Here is a 20,366-nt window from a genome sequence, read left to right as displayed (position 1 = left end):
CCTTCGCCAAAGGCGAAAAAAGCGGGGCGCTCGGAAGGATTCCGAGCGCCCCGCTGCCAGTCTGGCAGGAAAATCGCTGCCGGCTACGCTACTTGGCGGCCTTCTGGAGCATCGCCTTGACCTCGGTGGCGGTCTCGAGCTTCATGACCTTCTCGGCCAGGGCGTCCGCCTCCTCCTTGGACCACAGCGAGATGATGCGGCGCGTGCGCAGGATGGACGGCGAGCTGACGGAGAACTCGTCCAGACCGAACGAGATCAGCATCGGGACCATCAGCGGGTCGGCAGCAACCTCGCCGCACATGCCGCACATGATACCGGCCTTGTTGGCCTCGCCAATGATGCGCTGGAGGGAGCGCAGAACGGACGGCTGGTAGACCTCATAGAGGTAAGAGACCCGGTCGTTGCCGCGGTCGGCGCACATGGTGTAGCCGATGAGGTCGTTGGTGCCGATCGAGAAGAAGTCGCACTCCTTGGCCAGCTGGTCAGCGATCAGCGACGCGGACGGAGTCTCGATCATGGTGCCAACCTGGATGTCCTTGTTGTAGGCGACGCCACGCTCGTCGAGGTCGTGCTTGCACTCCTCGATGAGGTCCTTTGCCTGGCGAACCTCGTCGATGCAGGTGACCAGCGGCAGCATGATCTTGATGTCGCCAAACGCGGAGGCGCGCAGCAAAGCAGTGAGCTGCACCTTGTACTGGTCAGGGTTGTTCAGGCAGTACCGAACGGCGCGGAAGCCCATGAACGGGTTGTCCTCATGCTGCATGTGCATGTACGGGATGTCCTTATCGCCGCCCACGTCCAGCGTGCGGATGATGACCGGCTTGTCCTTCATGCGAAGGGCAACCTTCTGGTACGCCGCGAACTGCTCGTCCTCGGACGGGAGCTCCTTGGAGTCCATGAACAGGAACTCAGAGCGGAACAGGCCGACGCCCTCCGCGTCATGCTCGAGGGCGGCGTTTGCGTCATCGGGGTTGCCGATGTTGGCAACGAGCAGGTACTTCTTGCCGTCGGCGTTGACGGTCTCCTTGCCGCGATACGCCTCGAGGGCGGCCTTCTCCTCGGCATACTTCTTTGCCTGGTCGCGATAGTAGGTAAGGGTGGGCTCGTCGGGCTTGTCGAAGACCTTGCCCTCGGTGCCGCTGACGACGACCATGTCGCCATTCTTGATGTTGGTGGTGGCGTCGGCGACGGAAAGGACGGCAGGGATCTCGAGCGCGCGAGCGATGATCGCAGAGTGAGAGGTGCGTCCGCCGGTCTCGGTGACGATGCCGGCAACGTTGTCCTTGTCGATGTCGGCAGTCATGGACGGGGTGAGCTCGCGCACGACGACGATGGAGTTTTCGGGCAGCGTGGAGAGGTCGACGACCTCCTTGCCAAGCAGGTCTGCGAGAAGACCAGTGCGGACGTCGGCGACGTCGGCGGCGCGCTCGCGGAACAGCTCGTCCTCCATCTGCGAGAACATCGTGTAGTACGTGTCGAACGCATCGCTCACAGCCTGCTCGGCGCACATGCCAGAGTCGATAGCGTCGTTGACCATGTCGTGGATGCCCTCGTCCTCGGCGAACTCGATGTGAGCGCCCATGATTGCGGCGGCATCATCGCCCACGGTCTGCTTCATGCGCTCGATCTGGGCGTTCGTCTGGTCGACGAACTTGGCGACGGCGGCATCGAAGCGCGCCTTCTCCGCCGCGGCATCCTCAGGCGCATGGGGCGTAAAGGAAAGATCGGGCTCCACGGCTACTCGTGCAACACCGATTCCAATGCCATCAGATGCGTTGACTCCCTCAAAGAACTGCATTGTTCCCCCCTCGTTCACGGAAACGAACCAGCCTTACCTTATTGCCAGGCGCCCTTCTCCAAAGGGCGCCCTTGGTGCCATAAGCAACGCTCTGCAGTGCCTAGCGAACGGGCGCCACCTTATTCCTTGTCCTTATTGGCCTCAAGAGCCTTGGCCTCGTTCTTGACCTTCTCGTTCTTGATGTCCTCGGCGATGGCTGCGGGCATCTCGCGGCCCATCTTCTTGTAGAGGGCCGTGACGACGCGGTCGATGGTGGAGCGCTTTGCTATGCCCTTGCTTGCCGCCGTGGCAGTGCCGCAAGCAGATGCGTAGATGAGGGAGGTCTCGTAGTCAAAGCCGTGCGTGACCTTGGCGAGGAAGCCTGCGACCATGGAGTCGCCGGCGCCCGTGGCGTTCACGAGGTGGACGCGGGCCGTAGGGACGATGTGCTCGTCGCCATACTCGTCGAGAAGCAGGGAGCCGTTGCCGCCACAAGAGACGATGACATTGCGGGCGCCGCCCTCCTGGAGCTTCTTGGCATAGGGGATGCACTCCTCGGGCGTCTCGGGCATCGGGTCTGCCTTGAAGATGCGGCCTACCTCGTGGTTGTTCGGCTTGATGAGGAACGGGTGGGCCTTGATGGACTCCATGAGGAGCTGGCCCGGAGCGTCAACCACAAACTGGATGCCACGACCGGCGAGGCGATGCATGATCTGGTTGTACATGTCCTCGGGAAGCGAGTTGGGGATGGAGCCCGTGAGGACCAGCGTGTCGCCGGACTCGACGACGTCCATGCGGCCGAGGAGCTCGTCGACCTTCTTGCTGGGGATCTTGGGGCCCATGCCATTGACCATCGTCATAACGATGCCGTTGAGCTTGATGTTGATGCGGGTGTAGCCACGGTCGAGCTTGACGAAGTTGCTGGCAATGCCGGCCGCTTGGAGCTCGTTGATAAGATAGTCGCCCGTGAAGCCGGCAACGATGCCCATTGCGACGTTGACGACGTCGAGCTCATTGAGCAGCGTGGAGACGTTGATGCCGTTTCCGCCGCAATAGAGCTCCTCGCTTGAAGAGCGGTTTGTGTATCCCATGTCCAACGTAAGCGGGTGCATAACGTAATCAAGGGCAGGGTTCAGGGTCATCGTGTAGATCAACGCCAGCTCCTTCCAGCGGAATGCCTCCGGGACATATGCGCGACCAAGGTCGCGCCTTGGAAAGCTCGGGATTAAGAGTCCCACGCAAGCCTTAGTGTAACGTATCCGTTACGTCCAACGGGCTAAAAACCGCTCTGGGTCGGGCAGTTTGGCTCCCCCAATTTGGCGGGCGGGGGCTCGAGCGGCAATTTGAAGGCGCCCGGACCCCCGAAAAGCGACCTTGCGGACAAGCGCGAGAGCGTATTGGACGCAGGCAGGCAAAGAGGCTCGCTGACTTTGCTCCTCGAGGGAAAAGGTCAGCCCCTTTGCACGCGAAGCGATTTCAGGAGCCTGATAGTGCGGAAGCGGCCCTCCCGACCGCGCCCCTCTTTTGACCAAAAAAATCAGGTGAGGGCAGCCCGTGTCCCCACCTGCGATTCTCTGGTGCTCCCTGGGGGATTCGAACCCTCGACATTCGGATTAGAAGTCCGCTACTCTATCCAGCTGAGTTAAGGGAGCTTGATATTGGCGCCACAGCGTGTGGCAGCGGGCACATTCTACAGCATTTTTCACGTGGGATGCAGAAAATGTAGCGTTGGCTACGCTGAGCTCCCGCGCGCCTTTCGCTTGCACCCTTACCCCTCAAGCTCCAGAAGACGTGCTGCCATGACCCCGGCAACAGTCTTTCCATCCCTGATTAACCCAGCGCGAATTGCTGAGAGGACCTGCTCCACCGGAAGCCACACGACTTTGACCAGCTCGCCTTCGTCGGGACTTGACTCGCCCGCGCGCAGCCCGCGAGCGAGAAACACCTCAGTGTGCTCGTCGGTAAAGCCAGGAGATCCCAGCACGTTGGCTAGGGGCACGAGCTCCTCGGCCACGAGCCCCGTCTCTTCGGAAAGCTCGCGAGCAGCGCATGCCTCGCCCTTCTCTCCGCCCTCGAGCTTTCCCGCTGGAATCTCGAGCGTCACTCGACCCTGAGCCACTCGATACTGGCGAACAAGGCAGACGCGACCGTCACGAATTGCCACCACGCCGGCGCCCCCGTGATGGCGAACGATTTCGCGCCGGCCGTGCGTGCCGTCCGAGAGCTCAACGTCCATGAGCTCAACCGAAAAGATTTTGCCCCGCCACTGCTCTTCGCTAGCCACGACGCGCTCGAAGAGAAGAGGGTCGTCCTCGAGGGCTGCTGTCACCTCTGGGAACGGCGTCGCGTTGCCAAAGCTCTTGGGCGATTGCGGTTCTGAATCCATATGAGCTCCCCTGTTTGACTGGTGCGAGAAAAGCTGACGCGAGGTTGCCAGCAGACGTCACCTAGCACACACATTATTGCAGGGACCGAATCACGTCGAGACGAAGCTATGCACACGGCAGTCATTATGGCGCGGAGGCGGGCAAGCGAGAAGGACGAGTAATGTCGATGTAAGCGTGTGGTAAGAGGTGCTCGTACGACAGAGAAGGCAGATTACAGCCGCTGGGGGCAGACCGCAGAGGGAATGGCGATGATTCGCAAGGCAAGCGAAGTTGCCGACGAGAAGAAGGTCGCCCCTGAGCAAAAGACGGACGGCTGCAAGCCAAAGGCAAAGGGCGACGATAGGCGTAGCGAAGAGCAAGGGTGACCTCGTCGCCAAAGACAGTGCAGTGGCAGCGACCGGACAACGTAACGAGGCAACCGCAGCGTGCCTATTCACGCCAATAGTGATTGCTCTGAAGCCCCCTGCCGATGCATGGGCGATCGAGTGGATAATGGCAAATCGGGAGGCCTATTGTCGCAGGGTGTTTAGATATAAAGAGGGAAAGACCGAGGGAAGGCTAAAACGAACGAGAAAAAGAGAGCCATCAAGAAGGCCAAGCGAATTAAAGAGAACTTGTCCCCCGACGAGTTCGAGAGGCTTGTGAAGAGCGGCGAGGAATTCATGCTTGACGAGCCCTATGGCCCTTCTCCGAGAAACATGATGAAGAGTCCTTCTCCCAGAGGCACGAAGGAGAAAAAGTAATCCCGCTCGCATTTTAGAGAGCCGTCCTCCGGGGCGGCTCTTCTGATAGGCAGCATCCCGTATGTGAGAGACGGCTTGGCCGGCAACCCGCATGATTGCCTCGGATGGCGCCGCATGAGGGAATCGCCTGACGAACGACCCTGAAAGAGCATGGCTAGGCATCCTCGTCGGGGAAAGTCGCACTCTCGAACTCGTCCTCCGTTATACAAACCGCCGCGCTTTCCGTCGTGCGAAGGCAGAGGCATGGAACGCCGTCGGGCGAGTCGTACTCGCTTTCGAAGTTCAGGAAAGAGCCCGTCGCTATCGCGCCATCCGACATCGTGAATGCGCCGACCTTCTTCTCGAAGGGCAGATTGCGCGCCTCGTGGAAGTCGCTAGTCTTGATCATCCTTCTCCATCCAGCACGCACGCCAACAGGGCATTTTCTGTCTACGATTAATCCTTGCACTACTTTTGCACTTCCACGTGCGCTACTTGGCTAGATGCAAACAAAAAAGCAGGTCACCGGAAACAACCGATGACCTGCGAACTTACGTGGTGGGTCGTGAGGGGGTCGAACCCTCGACCTTGGGATTAAGAGTCCCCTGCTCTACCAACTGAGCTAACGACCCATATTCACTTTTAAATGGGGTGGGTAGAGGGGCTCGAACCCTCGACCTACGGAGCCACGGTCCGTCGCTCTTCCAACTGAGCTACACCCACCATCTGGACCCACCTCGTCACGAAGCAGTTAGTAATTATGCCAAAAGATTTGGAAGGTTCAACCCCAAATCTCAAATTTTTTCTCGGACGCTCCGAAACGAGCCATCTACCTGCATTAATGCAGAAAAAATCTTTCATTTGTCATCCGCAACAACTTGGAAACCAACAAAGTACTCCATCGCGCTAAAGTGTATGAGTCAATTAGCTCCAATCGATCGGAGTCATCATGCAAACCCGCTCAAACCTCAACCGTCGCCAGTTCCTGACCGGTTCCGCCGCACTCTTTGGAACGTTTGCCGCCTTTGGACTGGCTGGCTGTGGCTCAAGCACGTCAAGCTCTTCAGACAGCAGCTCTAGCTCGTCTACCACCAGCTCAGACTCCGGGTCGAGCTTCGACGGCAACTTCATCATCGGCTTCGACCAAGACTTTCCTCCCTATGGCTACGTAGGCGACGACGGCGAATACACCGGCTTCGACCTCGACCTCGCAAAGGAAGTCTGCGACATGGAGGGCTGGACCTATACCCCCACCCCCATCAGCTGGGACGCCAAGGACGCCATGCTCAACTCCGGCCAGATCACCTGCATCTGGAACGGATTCACCATCGAGGGCCGCGAGGATGACTATGCCTTCACCGACCCCTACATGGAGAACCGCCAGGTCGTAGTCGTTCGCGCCGACTCCGGAATCACCGATCTCGCCGGGCTTTCCGGAAAGAACGTGATCACGCAGGCCGATTCCGCAGCCTACGACCTTCTCTCCGAAGACGGCGACCAAGCCGAGCTCGGCGCGAGCTTCGGCCAGTTCCAGACGATTGACAACTACAACACCGCCTTCACGATGCTCGAGAGCGGCCAGGTTGACGCAATCGCCGTCGACTACCCCGTCGCGGTATACAACATCGGCGACAAGACCGACGTCTTCACGATCCTTGACGAGGCGCTCAACTCCGAGCACTTCGCCGTCGGCTTCGCCAAGACCGACCAGGGCGAGGAGCTCGCCTCCAAGGTCGAGGCCGACCTCCAGCAGCTCGACGCGGACGGAACCGTCAAGGAGATTTGCGAGAAGTACGCAGACCAGGGCGTCAGCTACGACCTCTGGTGCCTGCCCCAGGCATAACGGACCCTCGAGAAGGACTCGCATCGCAAGCGGCGGCAGCGGAGGCGCTCTTCGCGCCTTCTGCCGCCCAATCTGACCACAAGGCAAGGAATCTGACCCGTGACACTTCAAACTATGCTCGGCATGCTCTTCCAAGGCTACGGCACGACGCTCGAAATCTTCGCGATCACGCTCGTGCTGGGCGTTCCCCTGGGAATCCCCATCGCGCTGGGAAGGCTCTCGCGCTTCAAGCCGCTCTCCCTTCTCATGCAGCTGATCATCTCGCTTCTGCGTGGCACGCCGCTGATGCTCCAGATGTTCGCCGTTGCGTTTGTCCCCTACTACGTCTTTGGCATCTCGATGGGCAGCGGCTACACCTTCGTTGCCGTCTGCATAGCGTTCGTAATCAACTACGCCGCATACTTTGCCGAGATTTATCGGTCGGGAATCCAGTCCATCCCCCGAGGTCAGTACGAGGCCGCGCAGGTGCTTGGCTACTCCAGCCGCCAGACCTTCTTCAGAATCGTCCTCCCGCAGGTGATCAAGCGAATCCTTCCTGCCATGGGAAACGAGGTGGTCACGCTGGTGAAGGACACGTCTCTAGCCTTCTCGCTCGGCGTGCTCGAGCTCTTCAGCCAAAGCCGCTCGATCGTCAACTCGCAGCGCGACATGGTGGGCTTTGCCCTTGCCGCGCTCTTCTACTGGGTGACCTGCCTGGTCATCGAGTTCATCCTCCGCAAGCTCGAAAAGAAGCTGGACTACTACCATGACTAGCGCAAAAGGCTCAAAGATGCAGATCCCGACTCCCGACGTAAGCCTCTCGACCGCCCTCGAGCTGCCCGCCGTCTTCGTGCGCGGCGCAAGGAAGTCTTTTGGGGACCGAGAAGTGCTACGCGGCATCGACTTCCAAATCAACCGCGGAGAGGTCGTCTCGCTCATCGGCCCCTCTGGCGCCGGAAAGACGACGCTTCTACGCTGCCTGACGCTGCTGGACACCTTTGACGCGGGGCAGTTTGCCTATGGAAGCACGCAGGTCACGCGCGAGGCAGATGACGGCAGGGCAACCTACGACAAGGACTCGGTCCGCCGCGCCCGCATGCAGTTTGGCATCGTCTTCCAGAACTACAACTTGTTTCCGCACTACACGGTGCTGAAAAACGTCTGCGACGCGCCCATCGTCGTGCAGGGCCGAGATCCCGATCGCGTGGAAAAGGAGGCGAGAGAGCTCCTCGAGCGCCTGGGCATGGCTGAGCATGCCGACAAGGTGCCCAACCAGCTCTCCGGCGGCCAGCAGCAGCGCGTGGCCATCGCCCGCGCGCTTGCCATGAAGCCAAAGGTCCTCTACTTCGACGAGGCGACCTCGGCGCTTGACCCAAAGCTCACCGCCGACATGCACGACCTCATTCGCGAGCTCGCCGGAGACGGGATGGCCATTGGCATCGTGACCCACGAGATGGGCTTTGCGCGCGACGTCTCTGACCGCGTGGCGTTCCTCTTCGACGGAAAGATCGTCGAGGAAGGCACCCCGGAGGAGGTCATCAACAACCCCACCGACGAGCGCACGCGTGCGTTTCTCTCAAAGGCGGAAGACTAAGGCAAGGCTGCGGATAAGGCCGGTGCCGGAAGCTGGGGCGACGCTATGCCTTTCTAACGGGATGGCGGATGATTGTCCTCCATTTCTCGGGCGCGACGCGGCGAGCGTCTGAGAGATAGATCTCGTGATGGCGGCGGGACTCGGAGAAGTCGTTCTCGTAGCCCTCGCGTGCGAGGAACTCGTCCATCTGGGTCACGGTTGCCGGCTCGTCGTCAAAGGGGCCCACGTGCAACGCCTGCACGCAGAGTCCCTCCTCCATTTGCACGAGGTGGGCAGACGAGCAGTCAAGGCCCTTCTTCTTCGCGGCCGCGCCCGCGGCCCAGCCAAGCTCCGCAGGAGTCACGAAATCGGGAACGCGGATGGCCGAGACCCACTGGAATGAGGCCTTGTCGGCGTAGCTGACCCCACGGACACCCTCTTGCCACCAGAAGCCCTCAAGCGGCGGCACTACGAAGTCGAAGTAGCCATCAATCACATGGTCTCCCCTTTTGCTCATCTTGATGGTGTACGCCAAGGCATAGAGAACGCCGATGGAGGCCTGGTAGGCGCCGCCCTCCTCGTTTGGGTCACCGCTCCCGCGCACGGCGATGTAGGTCATAGGAGGCACGTCCACGATGCTCGGACGGCTGGTTGCATGGTAAAGGTCCTTGTACTCCTTCTTGAAGTCAAATGCCACAGCGACCGCCTCACCTTTATCGATGGCATAGCAACGGCTGCTCGCGAGAAGCGCTCGGCCGGATGCATTGATAATACCTTCGAACGCTGCCATGAGCGAATCCGAAAGAGCGCAGCGCGTCAGGCGACAACACGAACGGGGACAAATTGCGCTGCCTAGGCATTGAGCCCCCAGAGGCTTGGCATAATAGGGCTGAAGGAGAGCATCGAGCTGAGGAGCGCCACCATGGCAAGCTGCATACTTCTTATCCGCCACGCAAAGGCAAAGGGAGCATCGAGCGCATCCAGCGAGGAAAGGCGCAAGCTCAGCACGGCAGGAAAGCGCGCGGGCCGTGCCGCCATGAGGAGAATGGCCTCGCTTCTCGGCGGATTCGTGGATCCGGACGCGGTAAGCATCTGGTCAAGCACAGCGACCCGCGCCTACCAGACGGCGGAGATGGCTGCAGACGCCTTGGAGATAGACGCAGACAGGGTCAAGGTGGTCGACGCACTCTCTGACGAAAACGCAGAGGCGCTGCTCGAGAAGATCGAGGCAACCGAAGGAGCCGTCGTGGCAGTCGCCCGGGGTCCTTTTGTGGAGGCGCTCACTCAGCAGATGTGTGGAGACCAGCTGCACTTTGGCAAGGCTGCCATAGCGTGCCTGGTGCCAAGGGAGGACGGGCAGGAGGGCTACGACCTCGCCTGGTTCTTGCAGGGACCTCCCCCAGAGCGCTGGGAGACGATGATCCAGCTTGAGAAGGCCTTTGCCCACGCAGGAGAGCAGGTCTCGAGGCGAGCCAAGCAGCTGCGCAACAATCCCGACGATGTGGAGGCGCTCCACCAGTACCGAATCTCTCTTCGCGTGGCGCGCTCGCTCGTCACGTTTGCAAAGCCGTACCTTCGCAAGGAGGTCTGGGCCGAGGCAAGCGAGGACCTGCGCGAGCTTCAGGCCCCAACCTCTGAGCTTCGGGAGTACGACGTGATCTTTGGGCAGCTGAGCTCTGCCAGCGCGGAGGGCGAGGACGCGGACGGGCCTGCTTGGTCAGACCAGCAGGAGCTCCTTGACTCCTGCGCGGCCCAACGCGACGCCGTGAGAAAGAGGTTCTTCTCGGAGTTTGGAAAGCGGCGCACGAAGCGTCAGCTCGGGAGCATCGTGAGGCTGCTGAAGTCGGTTCGGTGGCGCGGGGTCATCGAGGGGCGTGGCCTTTCTGTCGAAGAGCTTCGCGGGCGCTATTTTGAGCTCGCGGCCCAATACCGCGACGAGCTGGCGGCGTGCGACTTCGGCGACGCCGAGGCGACCCACGCCGTCCGCAAGCGCTCCAAGCAGCAGCGCTACATAGCCCGCGAGCTGGGGGCAATCCTCGGCGAAGACTGCGTCAAGACTGGAGACGAGGCCAGAGAGGCGCAAGAGCTCTTGGGGGAGCTTTGCGATGCGCGCGTAAATCTCGAGCTCGCGGCGAAGCTGCAGGGAAAGCCCGAGAAGGGCGGCACCAATAAAAAGGCTAGCTATGCTCACGCCGAGCGTGCCCGCGAGAAGGAAATCCTGAAGCAGCTGAAGAAGCGCTCGTAAGGCGCCAAGGCGCCGGCTCGACGCATCCGGGAGCAGCAAGTAGCTAGGCATTCATCCGGCCAAGCCATTCAAAAAGCACGCGCCCTTCTCGATGGTCGCAAGCCGTCGAGAAGGGCGCCAGAAGCCATGCGTCCGTGGGGCCTTATACCAAATACTCCGCAATCTGCACGGCGTTGGTGGCCGCGCCCTTGCGAATCTGGTCACCGCAGCAGAAGAACGTCAGCGCGTTCGTTCCGTCCGGAGCAGAGAGGTCGCGACGGATTCGGCCGACGTAGACGAGGTCCTGGTCAGAGGTGTCGAGCGGCATGGGATAGCGCAGGCTCTCAGGGTCGTCGACGACCTTCACCCCTGGGGCCGCCGCAAGGGCCTCGCGCGCCTCGTCAGGCGAGATGGGGCGCTCGAACTCGGCAGTGATCGACTCGGAGTGGCTGCGCATCACAGGCACGCGCACGCAGGTGCAGTTCACGCGCACCTCGGGAAGGTGCATGATCTTGCGACCCTCGTTCTGCATCTTCCACTCCTCGGAGGTGTATGCCTCGTCCTTGAAGGAGCCAATCTGCGGGATGAGGTTTGCCGCCAGCTGGTAGGCAAAGGGCGAGGTGTCGCCCATCTCTCCCCCGTTTGCCACGACGCCCATCTCGCGCTGTAGCTCGCGAAGGCCGGGCATGCCGGCTCCCGAGGCCGCCTGGTACGTCGAGACGATCATGCGCGTAAGGCCCGCCTTCTGGTGAAGCGGCCAGGTGGGCACAAGGCCGATGATCGTCGCGCAGTTGGGGTTTGCGATGATGTTTCTGGGGTGATTGGCGATGTCTGCCGCATTGATCTCGGGGATTACGAGCGGGACATCGGGGTCAAGGCGAAAGGCGTGGCTGTTGTCCACGCAGACGGCCCCACGCGCCGCCGCCTCGGGCAGAAGCGCCTTGGCGATGTCGTCTCCCGCTGCGCCCAGCACGATGTCGACGCCCTCGAAGGCCTCGGGACGCGCCTCCTGGACGACGACCTTCTCGCCCTTGAACTCGACGGTCTTGCCGGCAGAGCGGGCGCTGGCAAGCGGGACCAGGCGCTTGACGGGAAAGTCCCTCTCCTCGAGGCACTGGATCATCTGGGTGCCGACGACGCCCGTCGCGCCCAGGATTGCTACGACCTTCTCGGACATTACTTGCCTTCCTTTCCAGTGCTGACCATCTCGTTGCGAACGAAGCGCTCGTAAATCACCTGAATGGCGCGGTCGAAGTCCGCATTGTCCACGCCCACGATGATGGAGATCTCCTCGGAGCTCTGCGTAATCATGCGAATGTTGATGCCCGCGTCGCCGAGCGCTCCGAAGATCTTGCCAGAGGTGCCGGAGCGCTTGGACATGTTGCGGCCGACGACGGAGATGAGCGCCAGCTTGTCCACCATGGAGATGTCATCAGGCTTGATCTCGCGGCGGATGTCGTTGACGATCGAGTAGATGGTGTCCTTGACGTCGGCCGACGAGACGACGACGCCAAAGGAGTCGACGCCCGTGGGGATGTGCTCGATAGACACGCCATAGCGCTCGAAGATCGACAGGGCGCGCGAAACGACGCCGACCATGTTGGACATGTGGGCCTTCTTGACGTGCACCGCCATGAAGTCCTTGCGACCCGCGATGCCCGTGATCAGGTGCTCGTCCTCCGAGCCCTCAGCGGTCTCGCGAATGGTGGTGCCGGGATCGTCGGGACGGTTGGTGTTCTTGATCTGGATGGGGATGTTGGCCTCGCGCACGGGGAAGATTGCCTCCTCCTGCAGGACCGACGCGCCCATGTAGGAGAGCTCGCGCATCTCGTCGAAGGTGATGCGGCGGATGGAGCGCGGGTTCTCGACGATGCGCGGGTCTGCGGAGAGGAAGCCCGAGACGTCGGTCCAGTTCTCGTAGACGTTGGCGTCCAGGCAGCGCGCGACTATTGCCCCCGTGATGTCGCCGCCGCCACGCTGGAAGAGCTTGATTGCCCCATCGACCGTCGCCCCATAGAAGCCGGGCAGCACGAAAGCGCCGTGGCGAACGACGGTCTCCTTGATGCGCGCGGAGGTGCGCTCCATGTCGACGGTGCCGTCGTGGTGGAACACGATCACATCGGCTGCGTCCACGAAGGGGATTCCCAGGTACTCGGCCATGATGTGAGCCGTGAACCACTCGCCGCGCGATACCACGTACTCGGGCGAGTGCTTCTTGATGTTGGAGGCGAAGGTCTCGAACTTCTCGGCCACGGGCCACTCGACGCCCAGCTCGTCGGCTATGTCCACAAAGCGCTGCTCGATGTCGGCGAGAAGGGCGGTGCAATCGACGTGATACTGCACGTGGGCGTTAACGAGCAGCAAAAGGTCCGTGATCTTGTTGTCGTCCGGAAAGCGCTTGCCCGCCGCGGAGACAACGATGAAGCGGCGGTCGGGATCTGCCTCGACGATCTTCTTAACCTTCTTGAACTGCTCGGCAGAGGCGACGCTCGACCCGCCAAACTTTGCGATTTTGATCATAGGGATTTGCTCCTAGCTCTCTTGGCCCGCAACGAGGGCTGCCATAAACGTGGTTGGGTCGGCCTTGAGCGCTTCCTCAAACTTGGCTCTGGCCTCCACGGCCGTGAGGCCTTTGACAACGACTGCTCCTGGCTCGTAGAACGACGCGCCGGAGACGCTGGCGTCGGTACGAAAGACGTAGTCCGAGCGAAGCAGGTCAGGGTCATAGGCAAGGCCGCGCGAGAAGTCGTAGACGGGGCGGCGGCCCTGCTCGCAGTCAATGATGTCCTGGACGATGGCGTTGCCGGTGGGGAGGCTGCCCGCGCCCTGGCCGTAGTACTTGAGCGTGCCGATTGAGGGCGCGTCAAGCGTGACCAGGTTGAAGTTGGTGGGCACGTTTGCCTCCAGGGACGCCGTCGGAAGCGCCATGGGCTCGACGGCCACGGCGTAGCGACCGTCCTTCTGCACCCCGCGACCGATGAGCTTTACCGTCATGTCGCGGCTGCCAAAGAGGTCGAGGTCGTACTTCGTGAGCGTGCGGATGCCGGTCACAGGAAGGTCCTGCGTGCATGCGACGTCGAACGCGACCGTTGCGGAGATGATCGTCTTGTTGCGCACGTCGATGCCATCGATGTCGGCCGAGGGGTCGCGCTCGGCATAGCCAAGCTCCTGCGCCTTGCTAAGCGACTCCCCAAAGTCAGAGCCGTCCTTCAGCATCGAATAGACGATGTAGTTGGTCGTGCCGTTCATGATGCCATAGAAGGAGTTGACGTCCTCGATGCGGCGGACCTTCTCGATGCCGGCGATCCACGGAATGCCGCCGCCCGTTGTGGCCTCGATCAGGAACGCGACCCCGGTCTTCGTCGCCGCGGTCGCGAACTCGTTGAAATAGGCGGCGACGACCGCCTTGTTGGAGGTCACGACATGCTTGCCCGCGTTGAGCGCGGAAAGGATGTAAGTGTGCGAGGGCTCAAGGCCTCCCATGCACTCAACGACAAGGTCGATGTCTGGGTCGGAGACTATGTCGTCGTAGCTTGCCGTCATGCGAGGGTCGGTAATACGGTCGGGCAGCTCAAGAATGCGAGCGACCTCTACGGAGGGCACCCGCTCCGTGATGATTCGGTCTACCCCGCGACCAACCGTTCCGTACCCGAGGATGGCGATCTTCATCGGTAGAAATCCAATCTCTCGAGTCCAATGTCTGTCAACTCTGTTTCGAGCTGGGCCCAAAGCCCACGCTGCCGTTATCATACCTGCATGAGGCAATATCTACCGGCAACCGGCAAGGAGCCAACTGTGCAAACGTTCTACCACAGCACCCGCTCGAACGCGGATTTGGTAACAAGTAAGCAAGCTATCATGACGGGCCTCGCGCCCGATGGCGGCCTTTACGTCTCAGATCAGCTCGGAGAGACAACACTCGACCTGAAGACTGTTTGTGGCCAGAGTTTCCAAGAGACCGCGAAGCTCGTGCTGGGCACGCTCCTCGATGATTACACGGCTAGCGAGATCGATGCCTGTGTGAAGAACGCCTATGGCCCCCAGTGGGACTCCCCCGCAATCTGCCCGGTCACCCCGCTTGGAAACGACTGGCTGCTCGAGCTGTTCCACGGCCCCACCTGCGCCTTCAAAGACGTGGCGCTGCAGATGCTGCCTCAGCTCATGAGCGTGGCACGCGCTGGTGACGGCCGCAACGTGATGATCGTGACGGCCACTTCGGGCGACACGGGAAAGGCCGCCCTTGACGGATTTTCTGACGTCGAGGGGTGCGGAGTGTGCGTGTTCTACCCGTGGGGAAAGGTCTCAGACATCCAGCGCCTCCAGATGGTCACGCAGATTGGTGGCAACGTTGCCGTCTGCGCCATCCGCGGCAACTTTGACGACGCCCAGTCAGAGGTCAAGAGGATCTTCTCCGACCCTGAGCTCGGCAAGCGGCTCGTTGCGCGCAACGTTCGCCTCTCGAGTGCCAACTCCATCAACGTCGGTCGCCTGGCGCCTCAGGTCACCTACTACTTCGACTCGTATGCGCAGCTGGTGCGCTCCGGTGCCGTTCGGATGGGCGACGAGGTCACCTTCGTGGTTCCCACCGGCAACTTTGGCGACGTGCTCGCTGGCTACTTCGCCAAGCGCCTCGGGCTCCCCGTGCGCCGCCTTGTCGTTGCGTCAAACGCCAACGACGTGCTGACCGAGTTTTTGACCACGGGTCGCTACAACCGCAAGCGCCCGTTTGTGAAGACCATCTCTCCTTCGATGGACATCCTCGTCTCCTCCAACCTGGAGCGCCTGCTGTACTACGCCTCCGACGGAGACTGCGAGCTTGTTTCTCGTCTGATGGGCGACCTTGCCGAGAAGGGCGAGTACACGGTCCCCGCGAGCGTCTTCTCTCGCATAACGGAGCTCTTTGGCTGCGGCCGCGCCGATGACGACGACGCGCGCGAGACGATTCGCGAGACCTGGCAGGACTGCCACAAGGTCATCGACCCGCACACCGCCGTCGCAAAGCACGTCCTTGACCAGTTGCCGAAAGACGGCACCCAGCGCGTCTGCCTTTCCACCGCAAGCCCCTACAAGTTCCCGGCCGATGTGCTGGGAGCGCTTGACACCGACACCTCTGGCATGAACGGCTTCGCCTGCATGGATGCCCTGGAGCATGTCACCGGAACCCAAGCCCCGAAGCAGCTTTCGAGCCTGCGCGAGGGGGAGGTCATCCACGACGACGTTTGCGACCAAGACAAAATGGGCGCCTTTGTCGAGTCCGCCTGCGCGAGGATCTTCCTGTGAGCGGCGAGCCCTCAGCAACCGGGACCAGCGCGACCGACCTGTCAAGGGGGGCATCCGACCCGACCGCAACGGTTGGCGGCGCAGGTGAGCCCAGCTCCAACGCCCCCAGGGTCATCACGGTGAGCGTCCCGGCAACGACGGCCAACCTTGGGGTAGGCTTTGACGTGCTGGGAATGGCGCTTAGCCTGCGCGCGAACTTCAGGTTCGAGGTTGCCGACAGGCTGCAGATTGACGGATGCCCTGCTCAGTTTGCCGGCGAAGACAATCTTGTGTGGACGAGCTACCTTGCTGCGACAAAGCAGCTTGGCCTTCCCGCGCACGTGCTTCATATTGTCGAGGACTGCCCCATCCCCATGTCGGGAGGGATGGGGTCAAGCTCGGCTTGCGTTGTCGCTGGCATCTGCGCCGCTCAGGCACTGTCCGGCCAAAGCATGCCTGCCGCAGGAGACAGGCTGACCCCGCGCAACGGCCCAATTCCGGACGAGCCGACCCCGATCGAGGCTGACAGGAAGACCATGCTGTCCGTTGCCGCGGCAATCGAAGGGCACCCTGACAACGTGGCCCCTGCCATACTCGGCGGGCTCGTGAGCTCGTTCATCGAGAAAGGCGAGGGCCGCAGTGGTGGCATGCAGGTGCATTCGCTCAGCTGGAACGTCTCCGATGACCTGCGGTTTGTCTGTATGGCTCCCCCCTATCGCGTGCTTACGAGCGAAGCGCGCGAGGCGCTGCCCAAAGAAGTCCCCCTGCAAGTGGTCTCTTGGCAGGTCGGACGCTGCCTCGCGCTTGTCCGTGCGCTTGAGTCGGGCGACGAGGAAGCCATTGCAAGCTGCTGCAACGACCGCGTGCATGAGCCGTATCGCGCAAAGCTCATCGCGGATTACGAGCGGCTGCGCGCGCGTTCTCTTGAGGCTGGCGCCTGTGCGTTCTTAATCTCCGGCTCCGGAGCAACGATGCTTGCCATCGCAAGGGGCGAGGAGGTCGCAAGCCGCGTCGCTGACGCCGTTCAAGAGCTCATGCCAACGCTTTGGGTACGTGTTTTGCGCTCCGAGCCCCAAGGCGTCGCCGTTAAGCGCCTCGTGTAGCAAGCCGCGCGTTGGGGCGCCGAGCCCCCCGCTGCCAGGTTGCGCGACCTCTGATGACCACACAACGGGCTGCGCCAACTTCCGCGACTTCTGATGCCCGCCCCTGCCAACTTCCGCGACTTCTGATGCTCGCCCCTGCCAACTTGCGCGACTTCTGATGCCCACACGATGGGCTGAGCCAACTTGCGCGACTTCTGATGCCCACACGATGGGCTGAGCCAACTTGCGCGACTTCTGATGCTCGCCCCTGCCAACTTGCGCGACTTCTGATGCTGGTTTTGCCAACTTGCGCGACTTCTGATGCCGTGCCTGCCAAGTTATGCGACTTCTGATGCTGCAAAAGTCGCGCAACCTGGCAGCGCACAAACGCGCGGGTTTCAGGGGTTCGTTCTTGCGCGCCGTGGGGCTCGTCCTTCTCCCCCAGCCCCTCAACCAGCATTTTCTTCTGAACTCGACGCCCCATTGCGGAAGGCAATTGTGGAGCCTTCGTAACCGACCATGACAAAGATTCGCGTCTCGCTTCAGGAGCCGCGACTTCTACCTGCGCGCAGGCCTCAACCGGAAAGACTCGTGATAGATAGCCGAAAGCCAGCAGAGAAAATGCCGAAAGGGCCCAATGCCACAATACGAGCCATGAACGCATTCATCTCACATACCACGGCGTTATGGATATTGGTTGCCCTCGCAGAGCAGCAGCCCCTCACTTCACGGCCATTGCGACTTGCCAAAGTCCCCAGCCCCGGTTCATGCTCAGTCTCAGAAATCCGCTCTTCGCTGTCCGCAATCCTTGGGAGCAGCCTCCCAAGCGGAGAGGTCGATCTTCTCGCTCGAGAGATTTCCAATCGTCGGACCTCAAGAGGAGCCTGTCCGCATTGCTGGTCGAGCGAGGTCCCATCGCACTCGTTCATGCGACTTGCTGACAGCCTCTATCTCTCGAGCCCGGAGTTCTGCTTTCTGCAAATGGCGGGCTCGCTGTCCCAGCTCGACCTGACCCTTCTCGGATACGCGCTTTGCGGGGAGTACATCCCGGCAACCATAGAAAAGGGATTCATATCGCATAAGCCGATAACCAGCGTCGAGCGCGTCCAGCGCTACCTGTCTCGGGTGCCGAATCATGCGTATGGACTGAGGAAGGCAAAGAGGGCAATTGCGCAGGTAATCGATGGCTCTCGATCGCCGATGGAGACAAGGCTCGCACTGTTGCTGACCCTTCCCAAGAGGAGAGGCGGCTACGGAATCGAGCGCCCGGTTCTTAACAAACGGTGGGACTTTAGCCAAGAGGCGGCCCAAATCGCAGGGATGCCCTATTGCCTCATCGATGTTTTCTGGGAGCGAGCCCTGTTTGGCTATGAGTATCTCGGCTCAGGATTTCACGATGATCTTCAGCGAGACACCGTCCGTGACCTCGCCATCAGGCATGATGGGGGCGAGACGCTGCCGCTTGTAAAGCAGCAAGTCTACAACCAGAAGCAGCTGGCTGCCGTAGCGAAGACCGTAAACAGGAAGCTTGGGAATCGATCGCGACCGCTGCCTGCAGAGTTCATGAAAAAGAACAAGGCTCTTATGAACGAGCTATTCCCACCCGCGATAGCCCAATCCGACGGGGTTGCCCGCTTTGCCAAGCCCAGCTATGCCTTGCCGCCGGAGCTCGCCGAGAAGCTCGACCCCAAGTCATGCGAATTCAAGCCAATCCCGAAACTTTGAAATGGAGCTCGAGAAGGGCTTGCCAGTTTGCGCGACTTTTGCAGCATCAGAGGTCGCGGAACTTGGCAGGCACGGCATCAGAGGTCGCGCAAGTTGGCAGGGGCGAGCATCAGAAGTCGCGGAAGTTGGCAGGGGCGGGCATCAGAAGTCGCGCAAGTTGGCAGGGGCGGGCATCAGAAGTCGCGCAAGTTGGCTCAGCCCATCGTGCGGGCATCAGAGGTCGCGCAAATTGGCAGCGGGGGCTCGGACAGCGGCGTTGTGTGGGGCTGCAGCGGCGGGTGGCGCTCGTTGTGCGGGACGGGCGAACCTGGGGCGGGTCTAGGAAGGAGGACGGGAGAGGTCAGGCCTACTTGGCCAGAGAGCTCTCAGGGAAGGTGACCGTTATCGTCGTGCCCTTTCCAAGCTCGCTCTTAAGGTCAATAGTCGCGCCATGGAAGGCTGCAGCGTGCTTCACTATGGCAAGGCCGAGCCCTGTGCCGCCCTTTTCGCGAGACCTCCCCTTGTCAACGCGGTAGAAGCGCTCAAAAACCTTGCTTTGCGCCTCTTCGGGAATGCCGATGCCGGTATCGCTCACGCGCAGGCACGGCTTGCCGTTTTCGGGAAGAACCCAGACAAAGACCTTGCCTCCGATGCGGTTGTAGCGCACGGCGTTGGACACAAGGTTGCTCACGAGCTCGTCAAGCAGGCGAGGGTTGCCCTTGATGGGCGTCGACGTGCCCGTCACGCGAATCGTGACGCCCTGATCTTTCGCACGGTCCTGATAGCGCTGCTCAACATCGGTGGCGACGCCATACAGGTCGACCGTCTCCATGGCACCAAACAGCGCATGGTCGCCCGCGCGCTCCGACTCGTCGAGCTTTGAGAGCGTGAGAATGTCGCTCACCAGAGAAGACAGCCTCTGCGCGTCGTCGTATATCCTTCCGGCAAAGTCAGAGACGTCCTCAGGTTTCACGATTCCGTCTCGAATGAGCTCCGCCGCCCCCGAGATCGACGCGATGGGCGTCTTCAGCTCGTGCGTCACGTTCGCCGTGAACTCGCGGCGCATGTCGTCGGCGTCCTGGATCTGCTCCATGCGCCCAACCAGCGCCTCATACTGGGCGTTCAGGCGCTCGACAAGCGGCTCGAGCTCGTCGTAGGGAGACGTTGCCATCGCACCCTCAAGGTCGATGTCAAGAATCGGGCGCACCAGCCAGCGCGAGAGCGAGCGCGAGATGAGCCACACGACGCCAAGGATGGCGACCACGAGCAGTATCAAGAAGCCAAAGTCGTCGATAATCACGTGAAGGACGTCGCTGCGCTCCATGCCAAGCCGCAGCACTTCTCCGGAGTCAAGCCGCACGGCCTCATAGAGGGTGACGTAGCCAAGCGTGTCAGAATCGCGCTCGGAGCTGCCCCACCCCGACGACTGGGCGTCTGCAACCTCAGGGCGGTTCGCGTGGTTCTCCATCGCGCTGGCATCGCTTTGGGAGTCGTACTCGACGGTCCCATCCGCCGCAATGAGCGTCAGGCGGACGTTTCCGCAATCGAGCGACTTGAGAAACGAGACGCTATCCTCCTCGACCCCATCGCCGTTCAGCACCGAAGCCAGCGTCTCGCACTCGCGCGAAAGCTCGACCTTGGTCTCGCTCATGATCGTTTCCTGGTAGACGAGCGAGGAGACGACAAGCACAAGAATGGCGACGACGGAGCATGCAATCGCAAGCGCAAAGAAGATCCTGTGCTGCAGAGAAGTGCTGTGCAGTATTCCCTTTCGCTTGCCTTGCTGCTCCGTCATCGCCATAAGTCTCTACGTTTT

Annotated in this window: 16 protein-coding genes and 3 tRNA genes; 7 read left to right on the top strand and 12 right to left on the bottom strand. The window is 61.2% G+C overall.

What is annotated here, in order from left to right; genetic code table 11:
• Positions 1–88: 88 nt before the first annotated feature.
• The 7 genes from ptsP to ACOYJL_RS00300 form a co-directional block, all read right to left on the bottom strand.
• Entirely contained in the window at positions 89–1,798 is a 1,710-nt protein-coding gene (gene ptsP / locus ACOYJL_RS00330; RefSeq protein WP_433568204.1) for a phosphoenolpyruvate--protein phosphotransferase, read from the bottom strand.
• Between the two features lie 119 nt (positions 1,799–1,917).
• The gene (locus ACOYJL_RS00325) at positions 1,918–2,931 is read right to left on the bottom strand and encodes a 1-phosphofructokinase family hexose kinase (RefSeq protein ID WP_433568203.1); all 1,014 of its coding nucleotides are present in this window, start codon (positions 2,929–2,931) and stop codon (positions 1,918–1,920) included.
• 421 nt (positions 2,932–3,352) lie between these two features.
• A tRNA-Arg gene (locus ACOYJL_RS00320) sits at positions 3,353–3,429 on the bottom strand.
• 116 nt (positions 3,430–3,545) lie between these two features.
• Positions 3,546–4,163, bottom strand: coding sequence for an NUDIX hydrolase (locus ACOYJL_RS00315; RefSeq protein WP_433568202.1), 618 nt, complete (start codon positions 4,161–4,163; stop codon positions 3,546–3,548).
• Between the two features lie 898 nt (positions 4,164–5,061).
• A complete protein-coding gene (locus tag ACOYJL_RS00310; RefSeq protein ID WP_433568201.1) occupies positions 5,062–5,295 on the bottom strand; it encodes a hypothetical protein in 234 nt (77 codons plus the stop codon).
• A gap of 147 nt (positions 5,296–5,442) precedes the next feature.
• A tRNA-Lys gene (locus ACOYJL_RS00305) sits at positions 5,443–5,518 on the bottom strand.
• A 15-nt stretch (positions 5,519–5,533) separates the two neighbouring features.
• Positions 5,534–5,609: transfer RNA gene (locus ACOYJL_RS00300), tRNA-His, on the bottom strand.
• 226 nt (positions 5,610–5,835) lie between these two features.
• Here ACOYJL_RS00300 and ACOYJL_RS00295 point away from each other — a divergent pair.
• The 3 genes from ACOYJL_RS00295 to ACOYJL_RS00285 all read left to right on the top strand — a co-directional run bounded on the left by ACOYJL_RS00295 (position 5,836) and on the right by ACOYJL_RS00285 (position 8,302).
• Positions 5,836–6,729 (top strand): transporter substrate-binding domain-containing protein, encoded by an 894-nt coding sequence (locus ACOYJL_RS00295; protein ID WP_433568200.1) that lies wholly within the window; start codon positions 5,836–5,838, stop codon positions 6,727–6,729.
• Between the two features lie 99 nt (positions 6,730–6,828).
• Complete coding sequence (locus tag ACOYJL_RS00290) at positions 6,829–7,482, top strand: amino acid ABC transporter permease (RefSeq protein ID WP_433568199.1); 654 nt, start codon at positions 6,829–6,831, stop codon at positions 7,480–7,482.
• Entirely contained in the window at positions 7,475–8,302 is an 828-nt protein-coding gene (locus tag ACOYJL_RS00285; RefSeq protein WP_433568198.1) for an amino acid ABC transporter ATP-binding protein, read from the top strand. The genes ACOYJL_RS00290 and ACOYJL_RS00285 overlap by 8 nt, the downstream gene beginning before the upstream one ends.
• Before the next feature lie 43 nt (positions 8,303–8,345).
• Here the strand turns inward: ACOYJL_RS00285 and ACOYJL_RS00280 are convergent, their stop codons facing one another.
• Positions 8,346–9,071, bottom strand: a complete 726-nt coding sequence (locus ACOYJL_RS00280) for a GyrI-like domain-containing protein (RefSeq protein ID WP_433568197.1) — start codon at positions 9,069–9,071, stop codon at positions 8,346–8,348.
• 132 nt (positions 9,072–9,203) lie between these two features.
• Here ACOYJL_RS00280 and ACOYJL_RS00275 point away from each other — a divergent pair, with 132 nt between their 5' ends.
• Entirely contained in the window at positions 9,204–10,526 is a 1,323-nt protein-coding gene (locus tag ACOYJL_RS00275) for a CHAD domain-containing protein (protein ID WP_433568196.1), read from the top strand.
• A 142-nt stretch (positions 10,527–10,668) separates the two neighbouring features.
• Here the strand turns inward: ACOYJL_RS00275 and ACOYJL_RS00270 are convergent, their stop codons facing one another.
• From ACOYJL_RS00270 to ACOYJL_RS00260, 3 genes are read right to left on the bottom strand one after another with little or no spacing between them, the layout of a single operon-like run.
• Positions 10,669–11,682 (bottom strand): aspartate-semialdehyde dehydrogenase, encoded by a 1,014-nt coding sequence (locus ACOYJL_RS00270; protein WP_433568195.1) that lies wholly within the window; start codon positions 11,680–11,682, stop codon positions 10,669–10,671.
• Entirely contained in the window at positions 11,682–13,025 is a 1,344-nt protein-coding gene (locus ACOYJL_RS00265; RefSeq protein ID WP_433568194.1) for an aspartate kinase, read from the bottom strand. Before ACOYJL_RS00265 ends, ACOYJL_RS00270 begins: the two co-directional genes overlap by 1 nt.
• 12 nt (positions 13,026–13,037) lie before the next feature.
• Entirely contained in the window at positions 13,038–14,174 is a 1,137-nt protein-coding gene (locus ACOYJL_RS00260; protein ID WP_433568193.1) for a homoserine dehydrogenase, read from the bottom strand.
• Between the two features lie 126 nt (positions 14,175–14,300).
• On the opposite strand from ACOYJL_RS00260, the gene thrC reads away from it, so the two are divergent.
• From thrC to ACOYJL_RS00245, 3 genes are all read left to right on the top strand, one after another.
• On the top strand, positions 14,301–15,785 hold the full coding sequence (thrC, locus tag ACOYJL_RS00255; RefSeq protein ID WP_433568192.1) for a threonine synthase: 1,485 nt from the start codon (positions 14,301–14,303) through the stop codon (positions 15,783–15,785).
• On the top strand, positions 15,782–16,867 hold the full coding sequence (locus ACOYJL_RS00250) for a homoserine kinase (protein WP_433568191.1): 1,086 nt from the start codon (positions 15,782–15,784) through the stop codon (positions 16,865–16,867). The genes thrC and ACOYJL_RS00250 overlap by 4 nt, the downstream gene beginning before the upstream one ends.
• 960 nt (positions 16,868–17,827) lie before the next feature.
• On the top strand, positions 17,828–18,571 hold the full coding sequence (locus tag ACOYJL_RS00245; RefSeq protein WP_433568190.1) for a hypothetical protein: 744 nt from the start codon (positions 17,828–17,830) through the stop codon (positions 18,569–18,571).
• A gap of 346 nt (positions 18,572–18,917) precedes the next feature.
• Here ACOYJL_RS00245 and ACOYJL_RS00240 read toward each other — a convergent pair whose 3' ends face one another.
• Positions 18,918–20,345, bottom strand: coding sequence for an ATP-binding protein (locus tag ACOYJL_RS00240; RefSeq protein ID WP_433568189.1), 1,428 nt, complete (start codon positions 20,343–20,345; stop codon positions 18,918–18,920).
• Positions 20,346–20,366: the final 21 nt, after the last annotated feature.

Origin of the sequence: Tractidigestivibacter sp. (genome assembly GCF_050946515.1) — a bacterium.
Classification (GTDB): domain Bacteria; phylum Actinomycetota; class Coriobacteriia; order Coriobacteriales; family Atopobiaceae; genus Tractidigestivibacter.
Note: the sequence above shows the minus strand (reverse complement) of the source record. Positions and strands in the feature narration are given on the sequence as shown.

Bases quoted from the DNA above. Each gene is read 5' to 3' on its own strand.
- ptsP (WP_433568204.1), bottom strand. From the start codon at position 1,798: ATGCAGTTCTTTGAGGGAGTCAACGCATCTGATGGCATTGGAATCGGT.
- ACOYJL_RS00315 (WP_433568202.1), bottom strand. From the start codon at position 4,163: ATGGATTCAGAACCGCAATCGCCCAAGAGCTTTGGCAACGCGACGCCG.
- ACOYJL_RS00310 (WP_433568201.1), bottom strand. From the start codon at position 5,295: ATGATCAAGACTAGCGACTTCCACGAGGCGCGCAATCTGCCCTTCGAG.
- ACOYJL_RS00295 (WP_433568200.1), top strand. From the start codon at position 5,836: ATGCAAACCCGCTCAAACCTCAACCGTCGCCAGTTCCTGACCGGTTCC.
- ACOYJL_RS00285 (WP_433568198.1), top strand. From the start codon at position 7,475: ATGACTAGCGCAAAAGGCTCAAAGATGCAGATCCCGACTCCCGACGTA.
- ACOYJL_RS00280 (WP_433568197.1), bottom strand. From the start codon at position 9,071: ATGGCAGCGTTCGAAGGTATTATCAATGCATCCGGCCGAGCGCTTCTC.
- ACOYJL_RS00275 (WP_433568196.1), top strand. From the start codon at position 9,204: ATGGCAAGCTGCATACTTCTTATCCGCCACGCAAAGGCAAAGGGAGCA.
- ACOYJL_RS00270 (WP_433568195.1), bottom strand. From the start codon at position 11,682: ATGTCCGAGAAGGTCGTAGCAATCCTGGGCGCGACGGGCGTCGTCGGC.
- ACOYJL_RS00265 (WP_433568194.1), bottom strand. From the start codon at position 13,025: ATGATCAAAATCGCAAAGTTTGGCGGGTCGAGCGTCGCCTCTGCCGAG.
- ACOYJL_RS00260 (WP_433568193.1), bottom strand. From the start codon at position 14,174: ATGAAGATCGCCATCCTCGGGTACGGAACGGTTGGTCGCGGGGTAGAC.
- ACOYJL_RS00245 (WP_433568190.1), top strand. From the start codon at position 17,828: ATGGCGGGCTCGCTGTCCCAGCTCGACCTGACCCTTCTCGGATACGCG.
- ACOYJL_RS00240 (WP_433568189.1), bottom strand. From the start codon at position 20,345: ATGACGGAGCAGCAAGGCAAGCGAAAGGGAATACTGCACAGCACTTCT.